Source organism: Ponticaulis profundi (genome assembly GCF_042659465.1).
Lineage (GTDB): Bacteria > Pseudomonadota > Alphaproteobacteria > Caulobacterales > Hyphomonadaceae > Ponticaulis > Ponticaulis profundi.
The window spans coordinates 55,815-71,567 of record NZ_JBHSSW010000009.1 but is presented as its reverse complement, the minus strand read 5'-3'; the positions used below and the strand labels follow the sequence as shown (position 1 = coordinate 71,567).

The following is a 15,753-nucleotide window of genomic DNA, read 5'->3' as shown; positions in this document are numbered from 1 at the left end:
CTGTTATGAAATCGGCACACTCCTAATGCGCTCTGCGTTTCAGGTCCATGGTATAGCCCGTTTGACTTGCAATTTGGCGAACAGATCGCAAATCTGAGGGTCTAGAAGCAGGAATCGTTCGGACGTGGCAAACATGACAACGTTACAGACGCTCGATCGTCGATCCAGAGATATCTTTAAAACCATTGTCGAGACCTATCTCGAGACGGGTGAGCCGGTCGGGTCTCGTACGCTTTCAAAGCGCGGTGTGCAGCTCTCGCCAGCCTCTATCCGCAATGTGATGTCTGATCTGGTTGCGCTTGGACTTCTTGATGCGCCACATATCAGTGCGGGACGCCAGCCCAGCCAGGCGGGCCTGCGCTTCTTTATCGACAGCCTTCTTCAGGTGGGTGAGATCACCGATGCGGACAGGGAAGAGATCGATTCCCGTCTTGCCGCAGCCGGTCATGAAATGCGTGATGTCCTGAATGAAGCCTCTGAAGTGCTTTCAGGTCTGACCAATGGCGCGAGCCTGGTCGCCTCGCCGACCAGTGATGATCCGATCCGTCAGGTGGAGTTCATTCCGCTTGGGCCGACCCAGGCACTTTGTATTCTGGTTTCTGATTCCGGTGACGTGCAGAACCGCATTCTGGATCTTGCCGGAAATGTCGGACCAACCTCCCTCATTGAGGCGAGCAATTATCTCACCGCGCGCATGCGGGGGCGCCGACTTGCCGAGGCGCGCGCTGAAATCGAGGCAGAACTCCGGGCCAAACGGGCCCAGCTCGATGCGGCTGCGCAAAGTCTTATTCAGCTCGGCGTCGTCGAATGGTCGGGTGAGGACCCGGAAAGAGGACGCTCACTGATTGTTCGCGGGCGCTCGCGCCTGCTCGAAAATGCGAGTGCCCAGGAAGATTTACAGCGTATCGGACATCTGTTTGATGAGCTGGAGCGCAAGAAAAGCATGCTGGGTGTGCTGGATTCGACCCGTGATGCGACCGGTGCGCGTATTTTTATCGGCTCAGAGAACCCTCTTTTCTCACTTTCGGGTTCCAGCCTGATCGTCTCTTCCTATATGAACAGCGATCGAAAAGTTGTGGGCGCGCTCGGCGTAATCGGACCAACGAGTTTGAATTATGCTCGCGTGATACCCATGGTGGACTATACAGCCAAAGTCGTTGGCCAGCTTCTGGACGGCCGACAGAAACGGGATGGTTAAGGAATGAGTGAAGCGAACGACACATCGCGCCCTGAAGACGATACAGTCGAAATGAGTGACGCTGCGGCTGACATGGCCGAAGCGATGGAAGCGGCTGCTGACGAAATGGACGCAAAAGCCAAAGAAGAAGAGCTTTCGCTTGAAGAACGGTTTCAGATGCTCGCAGCTGAGAATGCGGACCTGAAAGACAAATTTGTTCGCGCGCATGCGGAGATGGACAATCTGCGCAAGCGTGCAGACCGTCAGGTCGCAGATGCCCGCGTCTATGCCATTGAGAAGTTCGCAGGCGATCTTCTGCCGGTTTCCGACAATTTCGCTCGCGCGCTCGACGCCTTGCCGGAAGAAGAACGCAGCGGTTTGTCTGATGCGGGCAAGAACCTGCTGGTCGGCGTTGAGGCGATCCAGAAAGAGCTTCATTCCGCGCTCGCGCGTCATGGCGTAACGGCGATTGATGCCGCGCCGGGTTCTGATTTTGATCCGAACATGCATCAGGCGGTCAGCCAGATGCCGTCTGAGCATCCTTCCGGCAAGGTTGCGGCAACATTCCAGTCGGGCTGGAAGATCGGAAACCGTACGCTGCGCGCGGCGATGGTGGCCGTCAGCACCGGTCCTGCAAACTAAGTCGCCGGACTATACTTTCGAAAAGCCGCTTCAGTACATCGCCGAAGCGGCTTTTTTGCTGGAAGTTTTGCGCTGCTGCGCCCAGCTCAAGGGCATTGAGAGAAATTGGCAGGCGCCAGACATTCGCGTTGGCGACGATCTCCCTCTGCCGCACAATTCAGGCGCCCCTGCGCGACCGCAACATCTTCATTCGGGTCAGCGGGTGGATATGACGCCGAACATGCGTTGAGCCATTCTGAGAATTCCTGCTGACAGCGCTGAATGCATTGTTCGCGCGTTTCGTCATCGCCAAGCCCAAGATAGTCAAATGTCTGGCGCGCATTGTAAGCGTTCAGTTGGCCCAACTGGTTATAGACGTCGAAAACATCAGGCAGGCTGCCATTGACGGACTGGCAGTTCAGACCGAAGCATACAGTGTCCTGCGCTCCAGCCGAAGGCAGCAAGCTGCCGACCAGAATGGCCAGTGCCAAAGGTCGCGATCTGTACATTTCCGCCTCTAGAACCGCTATTAGTGAATAAACTTCTATCATACGTAGATATTTGATATCGGTAAAGCTTACGGAGCCTTCCATCAGGAACACGGCCGCTTTTTCCGGCTTGAAAGCAGATTAAGCCACCCGGAATTCTCCTTGCGCGAAATTCTGCCCGTTCTTGCCTCAGAGCCTTGCGTATCTGGCATTTTTTCTCTCAACCTCTGGCTATGCTCCGGTTTCTGTCTCAGTCTCGGGGTTGATCTGACCGGGGCATCTGCATGGACATTCTCACAATCATTCCACCCGTGGCGGCAATCCTCGTGGCGATTGTCTGGCGCAATGTTTACGCCGCGCTTCTGGTCGCGCTGTTTCTGTCCGAAACGCTGATTGCGAGCTTCAATCCGGGCCTCGGCCTGATCGGTGTGATCGACCGGAATATCGGTGTTTTTCAAAGCGCATATAACACTCAGATCCTTGTCTTCTGCCTGCTGATCGGCGCGCTGATTGCCTATATGCGCGAGTCTGGCGGCGTTGCGGCAACCGCGCAAAAGCTGATCAGATCCGGCATTGCCGGAAGCCGGCGCAAAGCCGAGCTCGCTGTCGCCGGCACCGGCACGCTGATCTTCATCGAGACAAATGTCAGCCTGCTCTCGTCGGGTGTTCTGGGCAGACCGCTTTATGATTCTCATGGCCTGTCGCGCGAGCGCCTCGCTTACATGATTGACTCAACAAGTGCGCCTGTCAGCGTTCTGATCCTGCTCAACGGCTGGGGCGCTTATGCGCTCAGCCTAGTTTCGGATTATAATTTTGATCAGCCGCTTGATGTGGTGCTCGGGTCTATTCCCTGGAATTTCTATGCCATTCTCACGCTGATCGGCGTCTATATGACGGCCATTGTTGGCCGGGTTTTCGGGCCGATGCGCACCGCCGACGAGAAAGTCGACAACAGCGTGATGGAGACAGGTCCGGCCCCGACCAAGTCACGATATATGTGGCTGCCGGTGCTTGTCATGGTCGTCGGAGCGCTCGGCTTCATGGCCTGGACGGGCAATGGCAATATAACCGATGGTGATGGCGCGCGCTCCATTCTTTGGGCGATCTGTCTGGCGATCCTCGTGTGCGGCGCCATGCTGTTCTTTGACAAGGTGTTCAAGGCAAGTGAGCTGCAGGATAAGGCGTTTTCCGGGATCGGAGAAATGGTGCCCATGGTGACGGTGCTCCTGTTGTCGATCGCTTTGGGCAGCTCTCTGAAAGCACTCGGCACGGGTGAAGTGATTGCCTCCATGGCAGCAGGCTCTTTGCCTGCCTTTCTGGTTCCGGCCATTCTGTTTCTGGCCGCTGGCATTACCAGCTTCATGACCGGCACGAGCTGGGGCACATATGGCATTCTCATCCCGATCGCGATGCCGCTGGCGCAGGCGCTTGGCATTCCACCGGCGCTCGCCCTCGCCGCGGTGCTTGGCGGCGGGGTTTTTGGTGACCACTGCTCGCCGATTTCAGACACTTCTCTGATCGCCAGCGTGGCGTCCGGATGTGAGCACCTCTCGCATGTGCGGACTCAATTGCCCTATGCGCTGGTTACCGCTGCTATTGCCTTTGCGCTCTATGTCGGTGCGGGTCTGATCGCCAGCTGAGCCGCGATTATTTCCACATTATGGAAAGACCCCCTTTCCATAGGGCCTCTTTTTCGCGGAATTGGAAATGCGCATCTATGGCTCAACGTTAGAGCAAAGTGAGCAAAACGATGAGTGCATCACGCTGGCCAACCTATTTCATTCCGCATGGCGGCGGTCCCTGTTTCTTCATGGACACGCCTCCAGGCATGCCGAAAGACATGTGGGACAATATGGCCGACTTTCTGAAAGGGATTGATAGCGATCTCGGTCGCCGCCCGCGTGCCGTGATCGTGATTTCCGCCCATTGGCAGACACGCGTCCCGACGGTTCATACCAATCCGAAACCGGACCTCCTTTTCGATTATTACGGCTTTCCGGACCACACCTATCAGCTGACCTATCCGGTGGCAGGCGTGCCGGAACTCGCAAAAGAGATCCAGACCCATCTGAAAGCAGGCGGTTTTGAGACAGCGGAAGAGAGCCAGCGCGGTCTCGACCATGGTGTCTTCATTCCCTTCAAGCTGATCTATCCGGAGGCAGATGTGCCGATGGTTCAGCTCTCCATGCTGTCTTCGAACGACCCGGATGAGCATTACAAGCTCGGACAGGCGCTCAAACCCCTGCGCGATGATGGCGTGCTGATTGTCGGATCGGGCCTCAGCTATCACAATTTGCGGGCCTTCTTCTCGCCCATGGACAAGCCGGAAGCCAAGGCGTTTGATGACTGGCTGACGGATTCGGTGATGTCGACGGAAAAGCGCCATGAGCGGCTCAATCAGTGGCGTTCTGCGCCTGGCGCCATCCAGTCGCATCCGACACCGGAACATTTATTGCCGCTGATGGTGGCCGCAGGCGCGGCCGATGGTGAACCGGCCACGCACGCCTATTCAGGTGATGTTCTGGGCAAGGCCGTTTCCGGTTATCGGTTTGGCTGAGGTCTGTGCCAGCCCGAAGCGGATCTTAAGACCCGCTGAAGGCTGGCTCTCTGGCCGAGAGGTCGGGCGCTTCGCGCTTTTCCTCAGGCTTTGAGCTGCGAAACCGCTCCCATAAGCGTTCGTGAAATGTGTAGGCGACTGTCTGAACCACCGGCTCAATCAGGCCGATGGCGAGCGCAGCATGCCAGTTTCGCGTCAATGCGAACGCGACCGCAATGGCGACGGTCAGGTGCATGGCACCATATGTCAGGGTCTTCAGCATGGTCATCTCCAGTCCGCTCCACCAGAAGCAATGCATGGAAGATGATATTGTTGCGAATAATTCGCAAATTGAAACTTCATATAGCTGATATAGACAGATTATTGAGACGCTGGATCCGCGCGGCCCATATCTGCGCATGACTGCGGTGCCGGGCAAAGCGGCGATGTTTCGGATGCGCGTTTGCCGCCGCAGAGGCATGCTCTGCCGCGTGTTTCAGGGCTCAATGTTTTTCGCGTTAAGGCGGGGGATTATCGACCGCAGAAATGAGCGAGGCCCGGACCCGGCGGGTCGGGCGGCGGCCATGGGTCCATCAGGTGCAGATCTGCCCCCAGGAATGCCGGGACTGGGCGGTTTGTTTTGCCAGGACGAAATGCCTTTGCGCGGCGTGTTTCCGGACAAAGATAGCACCAGGCACAGAGGATGATGCGGGCAAGATCGCTTGCGAGGGTCTCGGCCCGTTCGAAGGTTTCGATGGTCGTTTCAAGGCGTGCGAGCAGGTCTGATCCTGTGCTTGCAGACGCGCCTCGTGACCTCGGGTCTGCTGCGCCTTCCGCATTTTTGTTTGCTCTCGCGAACGTTTCGTCCGCATAGAGCGCGCTCAGGGCTGCTTTCTCGTGACGCCGCGAACTCCGTTCTGGGGGGCCCTTAGCGCGCTTTTTTTGCGTGCTCGCAGACGCTCCTCGTGACCTCGGGTCTGCTGCGCCTTCGCTTTGCTCGTGACCCCACGAACTCCGTTCTGTGCCGCCCTTAGGGCCAAGAGAGTAATTAGATATGTCGCGCATGGCACGTGCGGCGAGCACGAAGCCCGCGCGCTCCAGCTGCTCGGACGCCAGCAATCGGATGAAAGCGTGAACCATCGCATCCGTTGCGAAAACCATACTCGCGATGTCGGTGGGGATATGGCTCTGGCCTGACGCCTCAAAGCGCACAAGCCAGGCATAAAGCCGGGCCAGATTCAGGCCGATCAGCTGAGCAAGGCTCAGAGAGGCGTAAGCATTGGCAGATGCGGGCGCTTGGGTCATGCACCAAGTTTAGGCCCGGCCAGGGTAGGGTGGGATTAGTTTGGTTCAGGCCGTTCGATTCTGGCTTCGACGCGGGGATGGTTTGATTGATGCACTTCGTCCCTCAGTGCATCCTACGGCGGCTAGAGCGCCTTGCGCATTGTGATGTTGATCCGGCCGCCCTGTTTGAGGAGGGATGAGGTGGCGGGATAGATCCTGTCTATGCCGTGATAGGCGAGGCGGTCTTCGCCTGCGAGCAACATGATATCACCGGAGCGGAGCCTGAAGCTCTGGGTTTTGCCGCGACGGGTCGTCCCGCCAAGCCGGAAGAGGGCATCATCCCCAAGGGAAATCGAGAGGACAGGGCAGGAAAAGTCCTGCTCATCGCGGTCCTGATGCAGGCCCATCCGCGCTGATGGGTCGTAAAAATTGATCAGGCAGGCGTCCGGACGCGCATGGGGCTGCGCCACCAGCTCGGTCCATATTGTCAGGAGGCTGTCTGGAATATCGGGCCAGGGCGTTCCGGTGACCGGATGGCGGGGTTGATAGCGATACCCGGTCTGGTCACTGACCCAGCCGACCTCGCCCGCATTGCTCATCCGCACGGAAAGCGGCTTGCCGCTACCCGGCATGGTGGGGCGATAAAGAGGCGCCAGGGCGACCAGATCGCGAATGTCATCACGCAGGGATTCCTGGGCCGCGCGGTTCAGATACCCGCTGAAAAGCTGTGCGCCGTTCGGCCGAATCTCCAAGTTTGCGTCTCCTCGAAATAAAAAATAGCATGAAAAACCGAGTCCTACACTCGGCTAATACGTCAGTATTTCCAGCAATCTGGCGATGATCAGGGGTGAATCACCGCCTGACTGCGTTTTCCAGACACGAGATTGTGATTGAATCCAATTTGTTCCCTTGAGCCTTCGATTTTGTTTCCCATATCTCGCTCGAACGGTGAGGAGTTCCGCTCCTCGCAAAACATTCCGCAGAAGAGCCATCGAGCTGGGGTGCTGCATAGCAGGCCGATAAAACGGCCGGTGGCGGCTAAAAAGAGGATTGAGAAGTAATGGGTAAGATTATCGGTATTGACCTTGGTACCACCAACTCCTGCGTTGCCGTCATGGACGGTAAGGACGCCAAGGTAATTGAAAACGCAGAAGGTGCACGCACCACGCCATCCGTGGTTGCTTTCGCAGAGAATGGTGAACGGCTGATCGGCATGCCTGCACGGCGCCAGGCGGTGACTAACCCTGAGCAGACCTTCTTCGCGATCAAACGTCTGATCGGTCGCACATATGGCGATCCGACAGTGGAAAAAGACAAAGGCCTCGTCCCGTTTGAAATCGTCAAAGGCAATAACGGCGATGCATGGGTCAAAGGCCGCGACAAGGATTACTCACCACAAGAGATCTCTTCTTTCATTCTGACCAAGATGAAAGAGACCGCTGAGGCGTATCTCGGTGAGAAAGTCGAACAGGCCGTTATCACGGTTCCGGCTTACTTTAACGACGCTCAGCGTCAGGCAACCAAGGACGCGGGTAAAATCGCTGGCCTTGAAGTGCTGCGCATCATCAACGAGCCGACAGCGGCTGCGCTCGCTTATGGCCTCGACAAGGCTGATGAGAGCAAGACGATTGCTGTTTATGACCTTGGCGGCGGTACATTCGACGTCTCGATCCTCGAGATTGGCGACGGCGTTTTCGAAGTTCTGTCGACGAATGGTGACACTTTCCTCGGTGGTGAAGACTTCGACATTCGCATTGTCGACTACCTCGCTGAAGAGTTCAAAAAAGATAATGGCATCGACCTGAAAGCCGACAAAATGGCCCTTCAGCGTCTGAAAGACGAAGCTGAGAAAGCGAAGAAAGAACTGTCTTCTGCGTCTCAGTATGAAGTGAACCTGCCATTCATCACGGCTGACGCAACGGGTCCGAAGCACCTGAACATCAAACTGTCCCGTGCGAAGTTCGAGAGCCTGGTTGAAGACCTCGTGAAACGTACGATCGAGCCTTGCAAAAAAGCTCTGTCTGACGCGGGCAAGTCTGCTGGCGAAATCGACGATGTGGTTCTGGTCGGTGGTATGACCCGCATGCCAGCGGTTCAGGAAGCCGTGAAGAAATTCTTCGGCCGTGACCCGCACAAGGGTGTGAACCCGGACGAAGTGGTTGCTCTGGGTGCTGCGATCCAGGCCGGCGTTCTGCAAGGCGACGTGAAAGACGTTGTTCTGCTCGACGTAACGCCTCTGTCGCTCGGTATCGAAACACTGGGCGGTGTCTTCACACGCCTCATCGACCGTAACACGACGATCCCGACCAAGAAGTCTCAGGTCTTCTCGACGGCTGACGATAACCAGCCTGCCGTGACGATCCGTGTCTTCCAGGGTGAGCGCGAAATGGCCGCTGACAACAAGATGCTTGGTCAGTTCAACCTTGAAGGTATTCCACCTGCACCACGTGGCATGCCGCAGATCGAAGTCACATTCGACATCGACGCCAACGGCATCGTGAATGTGTCTGCGAAAGACAAGGCGACCAACAAAGAGCAGAAGATCACCATTCAGGCGAATGGCGGCCTGTCTGACGACGAGATCAACAACATGATGAAAGACGCTGAAGCGAATGCGGATGCGGACAAGAAACGTCGTGAACTCGTTGAAGCGAAAAACAACGCGGAAGCCATGGTCCACTCAACCGAGAAGCAGCTCGATGAGCATGGCGACAAGGTTGATGCATCGGTCAAAGGCGACATTGAAAGCGCAATGGCTGACCTGAAGACAGCGGCTGAAGGCGAAGATCTGGAAGACATCCAGGCCAAAACCCAGGCGCTGATGCAAGCCAGCATGAAGCTTGGCGAGGCGATCTATGCATCTGCTCAGGCTGAAGGCGAATCCGCTGCGGCGGCTGATGCTGCGAAGGAAGAGGGCGATGACGACATCATCGACGCTGACTTCGAAGACGTTGGCGACGACAAGAAGTCTGCTTAATCGTCTGAACCGAGCGTAAGGGAGAGTCGCATATGGCAGGAAATCGCTGGATCAGATCAACGCTGATAAGCATGCTTGCCACCACGTCTCTCCTGGCTCCGGCTCTGGCGCAGGACGCCAAATCTGTCGCTGACAATGCTGCATTATGTCATGTGGCTCTGTCTCTGAAAGCAGGCGAGGGGACACTCGCGCCTGCTGACTCGGTTCGATACCGCCGGGTTGCCGACTGGTTCTCCTCACGGGGCATAGCGGACGACAGCGACGAATTTCAGGCGCAGAAAGCCGTGTATATGGCCGGCTTCAAAGCCTCCATAAAACGCGGTGAAGCGGATTTTCCGCGCGCTGTGAATGGCTGTCTTTCTTATTACGACTCTCAAAACGTCGAATGATCTCTCCGATCGGCGAGATATTCCGCGGGACTGACTAATGGCAAAACTCTGTTTCTACGAGGTGCTCGGCGTCTCTCGCGATGCCGATAGCAAACAAATCAAGAGCGCTTATCGCAAGCTCGCGATGAAGTATCACCCGGACCGCAATCCGGATGATCCTGGCGCTGAAGCCAAGTTCAAGGAAGCTGGCGAGGCTTACGCGATCCTGTCTGATCAGGAAAAACGCGCAGCCTATGACCGTTATGGCCATGCTGCCTTTGAACAGGGTGGCGGCGGCGCAGGCGGTGGCAATCCGTTTGGCGCGGGCGTCGATCCCGGCGACATCTTTGGCGATATCTTCTCAGAATTCTTCGGTGGCGCACGCGGGGGTGGCCAGGCACGTCGTCAGGCGCGCGGCGCAGATCTGCGCTATGATCTGGAAATCTCGCTGGAAGAGGCATTCAACGGCAAGGAGATGGAAATCCAGCTCCCTGGCGCTGAAACCTGCGATCACTGCGATGGGTCGGGTGCGGAGCCGGGCTCCAGCCCGGAACAATGTCCGAGCTGTCATGGCCGCGGCCGCGTCCGCGTTCAGCAGGGTTTCTTCACCATGGAACGCTCCTGCCCGAAATGTGCAGGCCGCGGTGAGGTGATCAAGGATCCATGCCGCCAGTGTGCGGGACGTGGATCGGTCCAGAAAGAGCGCACGCTATCGCTCAACATTCCGGCCGGCATTGAGAGCGGACAGCAGATCCGCCTGTCTGGTCAGGGTGATCCGGGTGGTCCGGGCGCTGTGCATGGCGATCTTTATATCTTCGTGGAAATCCGCGAGCATGAATTGTTCGAGCGTGATGGCCCGAACCTTTATTGCCGCACACCGGTTCCGATGACCAAGGCGGCACTGGGCGGCGAGATCGAAATTCCGACCGTAGATGGCGGGCGTTCACGCATCACCATTCCGGAAGGCGCACAAACCGGACGACGGATGCGCCTGCGCGGCAAAGGCATGACGACCCTGCGCGGCGGTGCACGCGGCGATCTGTTCGTTGAGCTGTTCGTGGAAACGCCTCGCAATCTGTCCGACCGGCAGAAAAAACTGCTTCAGGAATTCTGTGACGAATCCAGTGAAGACTGTAACCCGGAAAGCAATGGCTTTCTCGGCAAGGTCAAGAAGTTCTGGGAAGATCTCACCGACGCAGACGAGGCGCGTTAAGCAGGCTTATTCGAAAGATTTGGAACTTTCGTGAGGCCCGTGCTTTGAGAGTGGAGCAGGGGTCTGGTAGAAAGGCCCCGCCGTTCAAAACGCAGGGGCCTTTTTTTCATGAAATCCATCAGCCTTCTTTCCGCCAGTTTTCTCGCACTCATGATCGCAGGCTGTTCTCAGGAACCTGCCCCGGCGCCTGAGCCGGAGCCAACGCCTGAGGTGACAGAAACGGCTGAACCGACACCGACGCCGGAGCCGACCGAAACCATGGCGGCCAGCACCGATGAGGTCGTGACCTTTGCGATCGGTGAGCTCGAAGCGATTGCGCTCGTTGATGGTGGTTTCACCATGCCGGTCGCGGATTCGCCTTTCAATCAGCAACCTGTCGAAGACGTGTCCGCTGCGCTTGAGAGCGCAGGCCTGGAAAGCGAAACGCTGAGCCTTTCCCTGCACCCAATGGTGCTGAAGACGCCTGAAGCGACGATCCTGTTCGATGCAGGCACGGGCGGTCCACCGGCTGGCAACCTGATGACCTCGATGGACGCGGCAGGCGTCGCGCCAGCCGACATTTCAATGATCCTGATTTCGCACTCGCATTTCGACCATGTGGGCGGCCTCGTTAAGGACGGCGCGCTCGCATTCCCGAATGCCAGCATTCTCATGTCGGAATCAGAATGGGCGTTCATGCAGGAAAATGAAGAGCAGGCGGGCATTGTCAGCGTGATCGAGCCGGTTGTTGAAACCTTCACGCCAGGCGAAGAGATCGTTCCGGGCATGGTGACGGCCGTTGAGGTTGCGGGCCACACGCCAGGTCACTCGGCCTTCCGCATTGCGTCTGGTGAAGAGACGCTGCTCTATGTGGGCGATTCCGTGCACCATTTCGTCATTTCGGTGGGTCATCCGGGCTGGAAGATCAATTTTGACACCGATGAGCCAACAGCACGCGCCAGCCGTGAAGCGCTGCTTGCTGAACTCGCAGAGAGCGGTGAACAGATCTATGCCTATCACTTCCCGTTTCCGGGCGTCGGGCATATCGAAACATCTGATGACGCCTTCGTTTACATCGAGGACTAGACCGATCTGGCGAGATCTGATCGCGCCATTTCCGCCTTCCGGATTCGCCTGAAATTAAGGTTCTGAACCTAGTTTCCGATCAGGAAATCAGGAGTGGGACCATGTCTGAAGCCGTTATCGAAGACCAGAAAGCCAGCAAGCTGGCGCTTTATCGTGGCCTGATTGCGCTCGCATGGTCCGACCATGAGCTTCATCCGGACGAAAAAGAAACGCTCCACCACATCATCAATACCCATCAGGGTTTGCGTGATGCTGATCGGTCTGATCTGAACAATCAGGTCGACCACCCGGTGTCGCTGGATGCCATCTGGGCAGACATTTCCAATCCGCATGACCGCGCACGCCTGATTGATATGGCCAACACCATTTTTCAGCAGGATGGCACCGTTTGTGACAATGAGCGCGACCTGATCGAGACCTTTCAGGCACGCCATCTTGCCAGCATTGATGCTGACCGGATCGCGTCCGATCTGAAAGCCTTTACAGCTGAAGAACAGGCGCAGCGGGAAAAGGATCGCGAGATGTATCGCGAATGGGCGCGGCAATATTCTCTGGTCGAGCGCGTGAAAGCGATTTTCCGGCGCGGTTAGCGCGGCGCGAGTTCGATACCGGCGGCCAGGGCCGCTTTCTGGACCCAGGCGTCCACTTCCTCGCGACTGACCCGTTCGATCTGCTCGGTTTCCGGATAGTCCAGAAGTTCGCGGTAAAAGGCGCTGCCTTCTGGCAGATACGTGCCGCGCAGGTCCTCATTTCCGGTTTCGAAGCGCGTCAGATATGCGTGCACTTCTGCGCGCGTTGGCAGGCGTCCCAGCCCTTTGGGCAGAATGGCCCTCAGCTTTGCGCGTAGCTCTGGCAGATGATCCTGAAAATCGGCCTGATTGTTATGTAGGTCGTTAAAGCTGCGCAGGATTTCCTGGCTATGGGCGGACAGGGATGTGTTCTCCCGTTCCGGGAAGGTCAGACCGTCGGTGTCGAGCCCGAGATGGTCTGCGATGACCTCAACAACATCGGTATTGTCTTCAAAGGCATAAACGCTGAGGGCTTCGCGTCCAAATGCGGCGCGCCAGTTTTCCAGACAGGCAAAGTAATCAATGCCGACGGGGCCGCCATCTATGTTTGCGAGCGGGGAGCGGAGGGTGAGACCATCATTGCGAAGCCGCGTTGTGTATCCGCTAATGGCCTGACGGTCCTGTCGGCGCACGAAACACACAATGGAGATCTCATCGCAGAAGGTGGTGAGCAGTTTTCTCAGGCGCACAATCCCAGCCGGGGGCACATGGAGCAGGCCCTCAAAGGAAAACAGCCAATGCGCTTCGGGTTCTGAGGCAAACGCCTTGCGAAGACTGGCATCGATAGACTGGCGCAGCGCGCCATCCGTTGAGAAGTTTTTTCCTGTCCGATTGCTGAATATGTCGCGAAAGCCCGGCATGCCGGCATAAGCCATCAGCGCCAGGTCATAGGTGCTGACTTTGGTGACGTCCGTTGTTTCAAACCCTTGTTCCGACAAGCGCGTCCGGTTCGAATGCAAAAACCGCTGAATGCTCTTTGAGCCGCATTTTTCATACCCGATATGGAGCGTGATCTTCCGGACCCGGGTCCTTGATTTCGATCCAAACAGGTTGAAAATCATGATGTCACTCTCACACTGCGCGCAAAGACTGTTGCGCTTTGTCGGTCATGGCCAGACCGAGACTCAAATCCGGATTGACGTTTTGTAGAACGCCGTCTCTATAGAGTCATGACCGAAAAATCACCTACGCGAATTGTTGTTGCTGGCGCGGCTGGCCGCATGGGTCAGGCGTTAAGCGGACTGGCCCTGTCTGATCCGGATCTTGAGCTGTTCGGCGCGACCGAGGCCCCTGTTTTCCCCGGCATTGGTAAGGATATCGGAGAGATTCTGGGCGAGCGTGATACCGGCGTTCAGCTGACAACCGATCTGGAAGCAGCGGCGCAGGGCGCCCATGCCTATGTGGATTTTACCCGGCCTCAGGCGACCTTGTCGGCTTTGTCTGCGCTCAAGGGCACAGGCGTGAAAGCCGTGGTGATTGGTACAACAGGCTTCACGCAGGATGAGTTACTCGCCCTTCAGGAATGGTCGCAGCATTACGCGATCGTCTTTTCGGGGAATTTTTCGCTTGGGGTGAACATGCTGGCCGAACTCGTTCGCCGCGCGGCGAAGTCACTCGGTCCGGAATGGGATATTGAAGTGCTGGAGACACACCACAGGCACAAGGTGGATGCGCCTTCCGGGACGGCGCTTCTGCTGGGTGAGGCGGCTGCTGACGGGTGCGGTGCGCCGCTCGATGACTTGCGTCTGCCGCCTTATGATGGCGTCACCGGCGAGCGACCTGAAGGCAAGATCGGATTTTCCGTGCGTCGTTCCGGCGGCGTGATCGGTGAGCACGAGGTCAGCTTCGGCGCGATGGAAGAAGTGCTCAGCCTTTCGCATACGGCGCTTGATCGCCGGGTGTTTGCGCGCGGCGCCATGAAAGCGGCGCAGTGGGCTGTCGGCAAACCGGCAGGCTGGTATTCCATGAAGCATGTCCTCGGCCTGTGAGCGAGCTCTGCTTTCAACCGGCCTGGCGACAAATGGAAGCCCTGGAAGCGGGCCGCATCACATCTCTTGAATTGCTGGATGCCCATATTCGTCGCTTCAAGAGCGTCAACAGGCATCTGAACGCCATTATCAAGACCGATATTGAGCGCGCCCGCGAACGCGCGAATGCGCTCGACGGCAAGCGGGCCGATGGCAATGTGCTGGGTCCGTTGCACGGCCTGCCTATGACCATCAAGGATACGCTCGACGTTGATAACATGCCGGCAAGCGCCGGGGCGCCGCAATATGCAAGCCGCTCCAGACCCGTGCCGGATGCAGATGTTGTCAGGCGATTGAAAGCGGCTGGGGCCGTTATCTGGGGCAAGACGAATGTGCCTTATCTCGCCAGTGACTGGCAAAGCGGTAACAAGCTCTCCGGGGCGACCAACAACCCGTATGATCTGACGCGCACGCCGGGCGGGTCATCAGGCGGCGCCGCTGCATCGCTCGCTTCCGGCATGACGCCTCTGGAAGTGGGTTCGGATATTGGCGGGTCGCTGCGCATCCCGGCTCATTTCACCGGGGTGTGTTCGCTGAAACCGACCTATGGCGTCATCTCGCAATATGGCCATATCCCGCCCGCGCCGGAATATCGCGGCGAGGTCGATCTGAATGTTGTTGGCCCGATGGCGCGGACCGTCCGGGACCTGAAACTGCTGCGTTCGGTTATTCAGCATGGCGCGACGCAGGGTGGTCGCCCCAATCTTCACCTGCATGGTGTCCGACTTGCGGTCTGGCCAGAGAATGAAGGCTGGCCGCTCGACCGGGAGATTACCGATATCCTGCGGGTCGCCAGCCATGAGCTCGATTCCATTGGCGCAGACATGACTATGGCCATGCCGGATCTCGATCCGGATGAGCTGATCGATGTGTATCTGTCCCTGCTGATCCCGGTCACGGCCATGGAAGCCTCGAATCTGGAAATGATGGGCATTCGAACCATCCGGCCGGTGCTGAAGCTGTTGCAGTCCTTCTCGAAGAACCCGTTCACGGCGCGCAACTGGGCGATCAAGGCAAGCCAGACCCATGTCGAGTGGATGCAGGCGGATGGTCGACGCGCCGCTCTGAAAGGCATGATGCGCGCCTTTTTTGAGTCGTACGATGCGCTGATCATGCCGGTCTCTCCGACACCGGCTTTCGAACACAAGCCGCGCGGCAATGTGCTGTCCCGCAAGCTCGATGTGAATGGCGAGAAAGTGCCTTATGGCACGCATCTCACCTGGATTGCCCTTGCGACAGCCTGCCATTTGCCGGTGGTCACCATTCCCATGGGACGGACCCGTGAGGGTCTGCCTGTCGGCATGCAGATTATCGGCGCGCAGGGCGAAGACGCACGTATTCTTGATATCGCGGAAGCTTGTGAAAGTGTTTTTGGGGGTTTCAGGCGCCCGCCTTCTGATTTAGGGCTCTTGTGAAAATCACGAAACA

Annotated in this window: 16 protein-coding genes; 11 read left to right on the top strand and 5 right to left on the bottom strand. The window is 57.4% G+C overall.

Annotated elements, in window-relative coordinates:
* Positions 1 to 133 precede the first annotated feature (133 nt).
* The gene (hrcA, locus tag ACFQDM_RS07825; RefSeq protein ID WP_377377685.1) at positions 134 to 1,198 is read left to right on the top strand and encodes a heat-inducible transcriptional repressor HrcA; all 1,065 of its coding nucleotides are present in this window, start codon (positions 134 to 136) and stop codon (positions 1,196 to 1,198) included.
* Positions 1,199 to 1,201: 3 nt separating this feature from the next.
* Positions 1,202 to 1,819 (top strand): nucleotide exchange factor GrpE, encoded by a 618-nt coding sequence (locus ACFQDM_RS07820; RefSeq protein ID WP_377377682.1) that lies wholly within the window; start codon positions 1,202 to 1,204, stop codon positions 1,817 to 1,819.
* Between the two features lie 86 nt (positions 1,820 to 1,905).
* On the opposite strand, the gene ACFQDM_RS07815 is transcribed toward ACFQDM_RS07820, so the two are convergent.
* On the bottom strand, positions 1,906 to 2,307 hold the full coding sequence (locus ACFQDM_RS07815) for a hypothetical protein (RefSeq protein ID WP_377377680.1): 402 nt from the start codon (positions 2,305 to 2,307) through the stop codon (positions 1,906 to 1,908).
* A gap of 263 nt (positions 2,308 to 2,570) precedes the next feature.
* Here ACFQDM_RS07815 and ACFQDM_RS07810 point away from each other — a divergent pair, with 263 nt between their 5' ends.
* Positions 2,571 to 3,926, top strand: a complete 1,356-nt coding sequence (locus ACFQDM_RS07810) for a Na+/H+ antiporter NhaC family protein (RefSeq protein WP_377377678.1) — start codon at positions 2,571 to 2,573, stop codon at positions 3,924 to 3,926.
* A gap of 98 nt (positions 3,927 to 4,024) precedes the next feature.
* The gene (locus tag ACFQDM_RS07805) at positions 4,025 to 4,843 is read left to right on the top strand and encodes a DODA-type extradiol aromatic ring-opening family dioxygenase (RefSeq protein WP_377377675.1); all 819 of its coding nucleotides are present in this window, start codon (positions 4,025 to 4,027) and stop codon (positions 4,841 to 4,843) included.
* 25 nt (positions 4,844 to 4,868) lie between these two features.
* Here ACFQDM_RS07805 and ACFQDM_RS07800 read toward each other — a convergent pair whose 3' ends face one another.
* The 3 genes from ACFQDM_RS07800 to ACFQDM_RS07790 all read right to left on the bottom strand — a co-directional run bounded on the left by ACFQDM_RS07800 (position 4,869) and on the right by ACFQDM_RS07790 (position 6,858).
* The gene (locus ACFQDM_RS07800; protein WP_377377673.1) at positions 4,869 to 5,105 is read right to left on the bottom strand and encodes a DUF2061 domain-containing protein; all 237 of its coding nucleotides are present in this window, start codon (positions 5,103 to 5,105) and stop codon (positions 4,869 to 4,871) included.
* A gap of 248 nt (positions 5,106 to 5,353) precedes the next feature.
* Entirely contained in the window at positions 5,354 to 6,127 is a 774-nt protein-coding gene (locus ACFQDM_RS07795; protein ID WP_377377670.1) for a hypothetical protein, read from the bottom strand.
* Positions 6,128 to 6,249: 122 nt separating this feature from the next.
* On the bottom strand, positions 6,250 to 6,858 hold the full coding sequence (locus ACFQDM_RS07790) for an alpha-ketoglutarate-dependent dioxygenase AlkB (RefSeq protein WP_377377668.1): 609 nt from the start codon (positions 6,856 to 6,858) through the stop codon (positions 6,250 to 6,252).
* A gap of 308 nt (positions 6,859 to 7,166) precedes the next feature.
* On the opposite strand from ACFQDM_RS07790, the gene dnaK reads away from it, so the two are divergent.
* The 5 genes from dnaK to ACFQDM_RS07765 all read left to right on the top strand — a co-directional run bounded on the left by dnaK (position 7,167) and on the right by ACFQDM_RS07765 (position 12,319).
* On the top strand, positions 7,167 to 9,083 hold the full coding sequence (dnaK, locus tag ACFQDM_RS07785; protein WP_377377665.1) for a molecular chaperone DnaK: 1,917 nt from the start codon (positions 7,167 to 7,169) through the stop codon (positions 9,081 to 9,083).
* A gap of 32 nt (positions 9,084 to 9,115) precedes the next feature.
* Positions 9,116 to 9,472, top strand: coding sequence for a hypothetical protein (locus ACFQDM_RS07780; RefSeq protein WP_377377663.1), 357 nt, complete (start codon positions 9,116 to 9,118; stop codon positions 9,470 to 9,472).
* A gap of 37 nt (positions 9,473 to 9,509) precedes the next feature.
* Positions 9,510 to 10,664, top strand: coding sequence for a molecular chaperone DnaJ (dnaJ, locus tag ACFQDM_RS07775; protein WP_377377660.1), 1,155 nt, complete (start codon positions 9,510 to 9,512; stop codon positions 10,662 to 10,664).
* 108 nt (positions 10,665 to 10,772) lie between these two features.
* Complete coding sequence (locus tag ACFQDM_RS07770; protein ID WP_377377658.1) at positions 10,773 to 11,729, top strand: MBL fold metallo-hydrolase; 957 nt, start codon at positions 10,773 to 10,775, stop codon at positions 11,727 to 11,729.
* 101 nt (positions 11,730 to 11,830) lie between these two features.
* Positions 11,831 to 12,319: a tellurite resistance TerB family protein gene (locus tag ACFQDM_RS07765; RefSeq protein ID WP_377377655.1), complete on the top strand. Its 489-nt coding sequence runs from the start codon at positions 11,831 to 11,833 to the stop codon at positions 12,317 to 12,319.
* On the opposite strand, the gene ACFQDM_RS07760 is transcribed toward ACFQDM_RS07765, so the two are convergent.
* Positions 12,316 to 13,359 (bottom strand): hypothetical protein, encoded by a 1,044-nt coding sequence (locus ACFQDM_RS07760; RefSeq protein WP_377377652.1) that lies wholly within the window; start codon positions 13,357 to 13,359, stop codon positions 12,316 to 12,318. The two genes, ACFQDM_RS07765 and ACFQDM_RS07760, sit on opposite strands and share 4 nt — an antisense overlap.
* Before the next feature lie 108 nt (positions 13,360 to 13,467).
* On the opposite strand from ACFQDM_RS07760, the gene dapB reads away from it, so the two are divergent.
* Positions 13,468 to 14,286 carry a 4-hydroxy-tetrahydrodipicolinate reductase gene (gene dapB / locus ACFQDM_RS07755; RefSeq protein ID WP_377377650.1) on the top strand — a complete coding sequence of 273 codons (819 nt, stop codon included), beginning with the start codon at positions 13,468 to 13,470 and terminating at the stop codon, positions 14,284 to 14,286.
* Between the two features lie 32 nt (positions 14,287 to 14,318).
* Complete coding sequence (locus tag ACFQDM_RS07750; protein ID WP_377377647.1) at positions 14,319 to 15,740, top strand: amidase family protein; 1,422 nt, start codon at positions 14,319 to 14,321, stop codon at positions 15,738 to 15,740.
* Positions 15,741 to 15,753: the final 13 nt, after the last annotated feature.

What these genes read in the sequence shown, in the direction of transcription:
- ACFQDM_RS07795 (WP_377377670.1), bottom strand. Translation starts at nt 6,127, where the DNA reads ATGACCCAAGCGCCCGCATCTGCCAATGCTTACGCCTCTCTGAGCCTT.
- ACFQDM_RS07770 (WP_377377658.1), top strand. Translation starts at nt 10,773, where the DNA reads ATGAAATCCATCAGCCTTCTTTCCGCCAGTTTTCTCGCACTCATGATC.
- dnaJ (WP_377377660.1), top strand. Translation starts at nt 9,510, where the DNA reads ATGGCAAAACTCTGTTTCTACGAGGTGCTCGGCGTCTCTCGCGATGCC.
- dapB (WP_377377650.1), top strand. Translation starts at nt 13,468, where the DNA reads ATGACCGAAAAATCACCTACGCGAATTGTTGTTGCTGGCGCGGCTGGC.
- ACFQDM_RS07815 (WP_377377680.1), bottom strand. Translation starts at nt 2,307, where the DNA reads ATGTACAGATCGCGACCTTTGGCACTGGCCATTCTGGTCGGCAGCTTG.
- ACFQDM_RS07760 (WP_377377652.1), bottom strand. Translation starts at nt 13,359, where the DNA reads ATGATTTTCAACCTGTTTGGATCGAAATCAAGGACCCGGGTCCGGAAG.
- ACFQDM_RS07765 (WP_377377655.1), top strand. Translation starts at nt 11,831, where the DNA reads ATGTCTGAAGCCGTTATCGAAGACCAGAAAGCCAGCAAGCTGGCGCTT.
- ACFQDM_RS07820 (WP_377377682.1), top strand. Translation starts at nt 1,202, where the DNA reads ATGAGTGAAGCGAACGACACATCGCGCCCTGAAGACGATACAGTCGAA.
- hrcA (WP_377377685.1), top strand. Translation starts at nt 134, where the DNA reads ATGACAACGTTACAGACGCTCGATCGTCGATCCAGAGATATCTTTAAA.
- dnaK (WP_377377665.1), top strand. Translation starts at nt 7,167, where the DNA reads ATGGGTAAGATTATCGGTATTGACCTTGGTACCACCAACTCCTGCGTT.
- ACFQDM_RS07780 (WP_377377663.1), top strand. Translation starts at nt 9,116, where the DNA reads ATGGCAGGAAATCGCTGGATCAGATCAACGCTGATAAGCATGCTTGCC.
- ACFQDM_RS07800 (WP_377377673.1), bottom strand. Translation starts at nt 5,105, where the DNA reads ATGCTGAAGACCCTGACATATGGTGCCATGCACCTGACCGTCGCCATT.
- ACFQDM_RS07810 (WP_377377678.1), top strand. Translation starts at nt 2,571, where the DNA reads ATGGACATTCTCACAATCATTCCACCCGTGGCGGCAATCCTCGTGGCG.
- ACFQDM_RS07750 (WP_377377647.1), top strand. Translation starts at nt 14,319, where the DNA reads ATGGAAGCCCTGGAAGCGGGCCGCATCACATCTCTTGAATTGCTGGAT.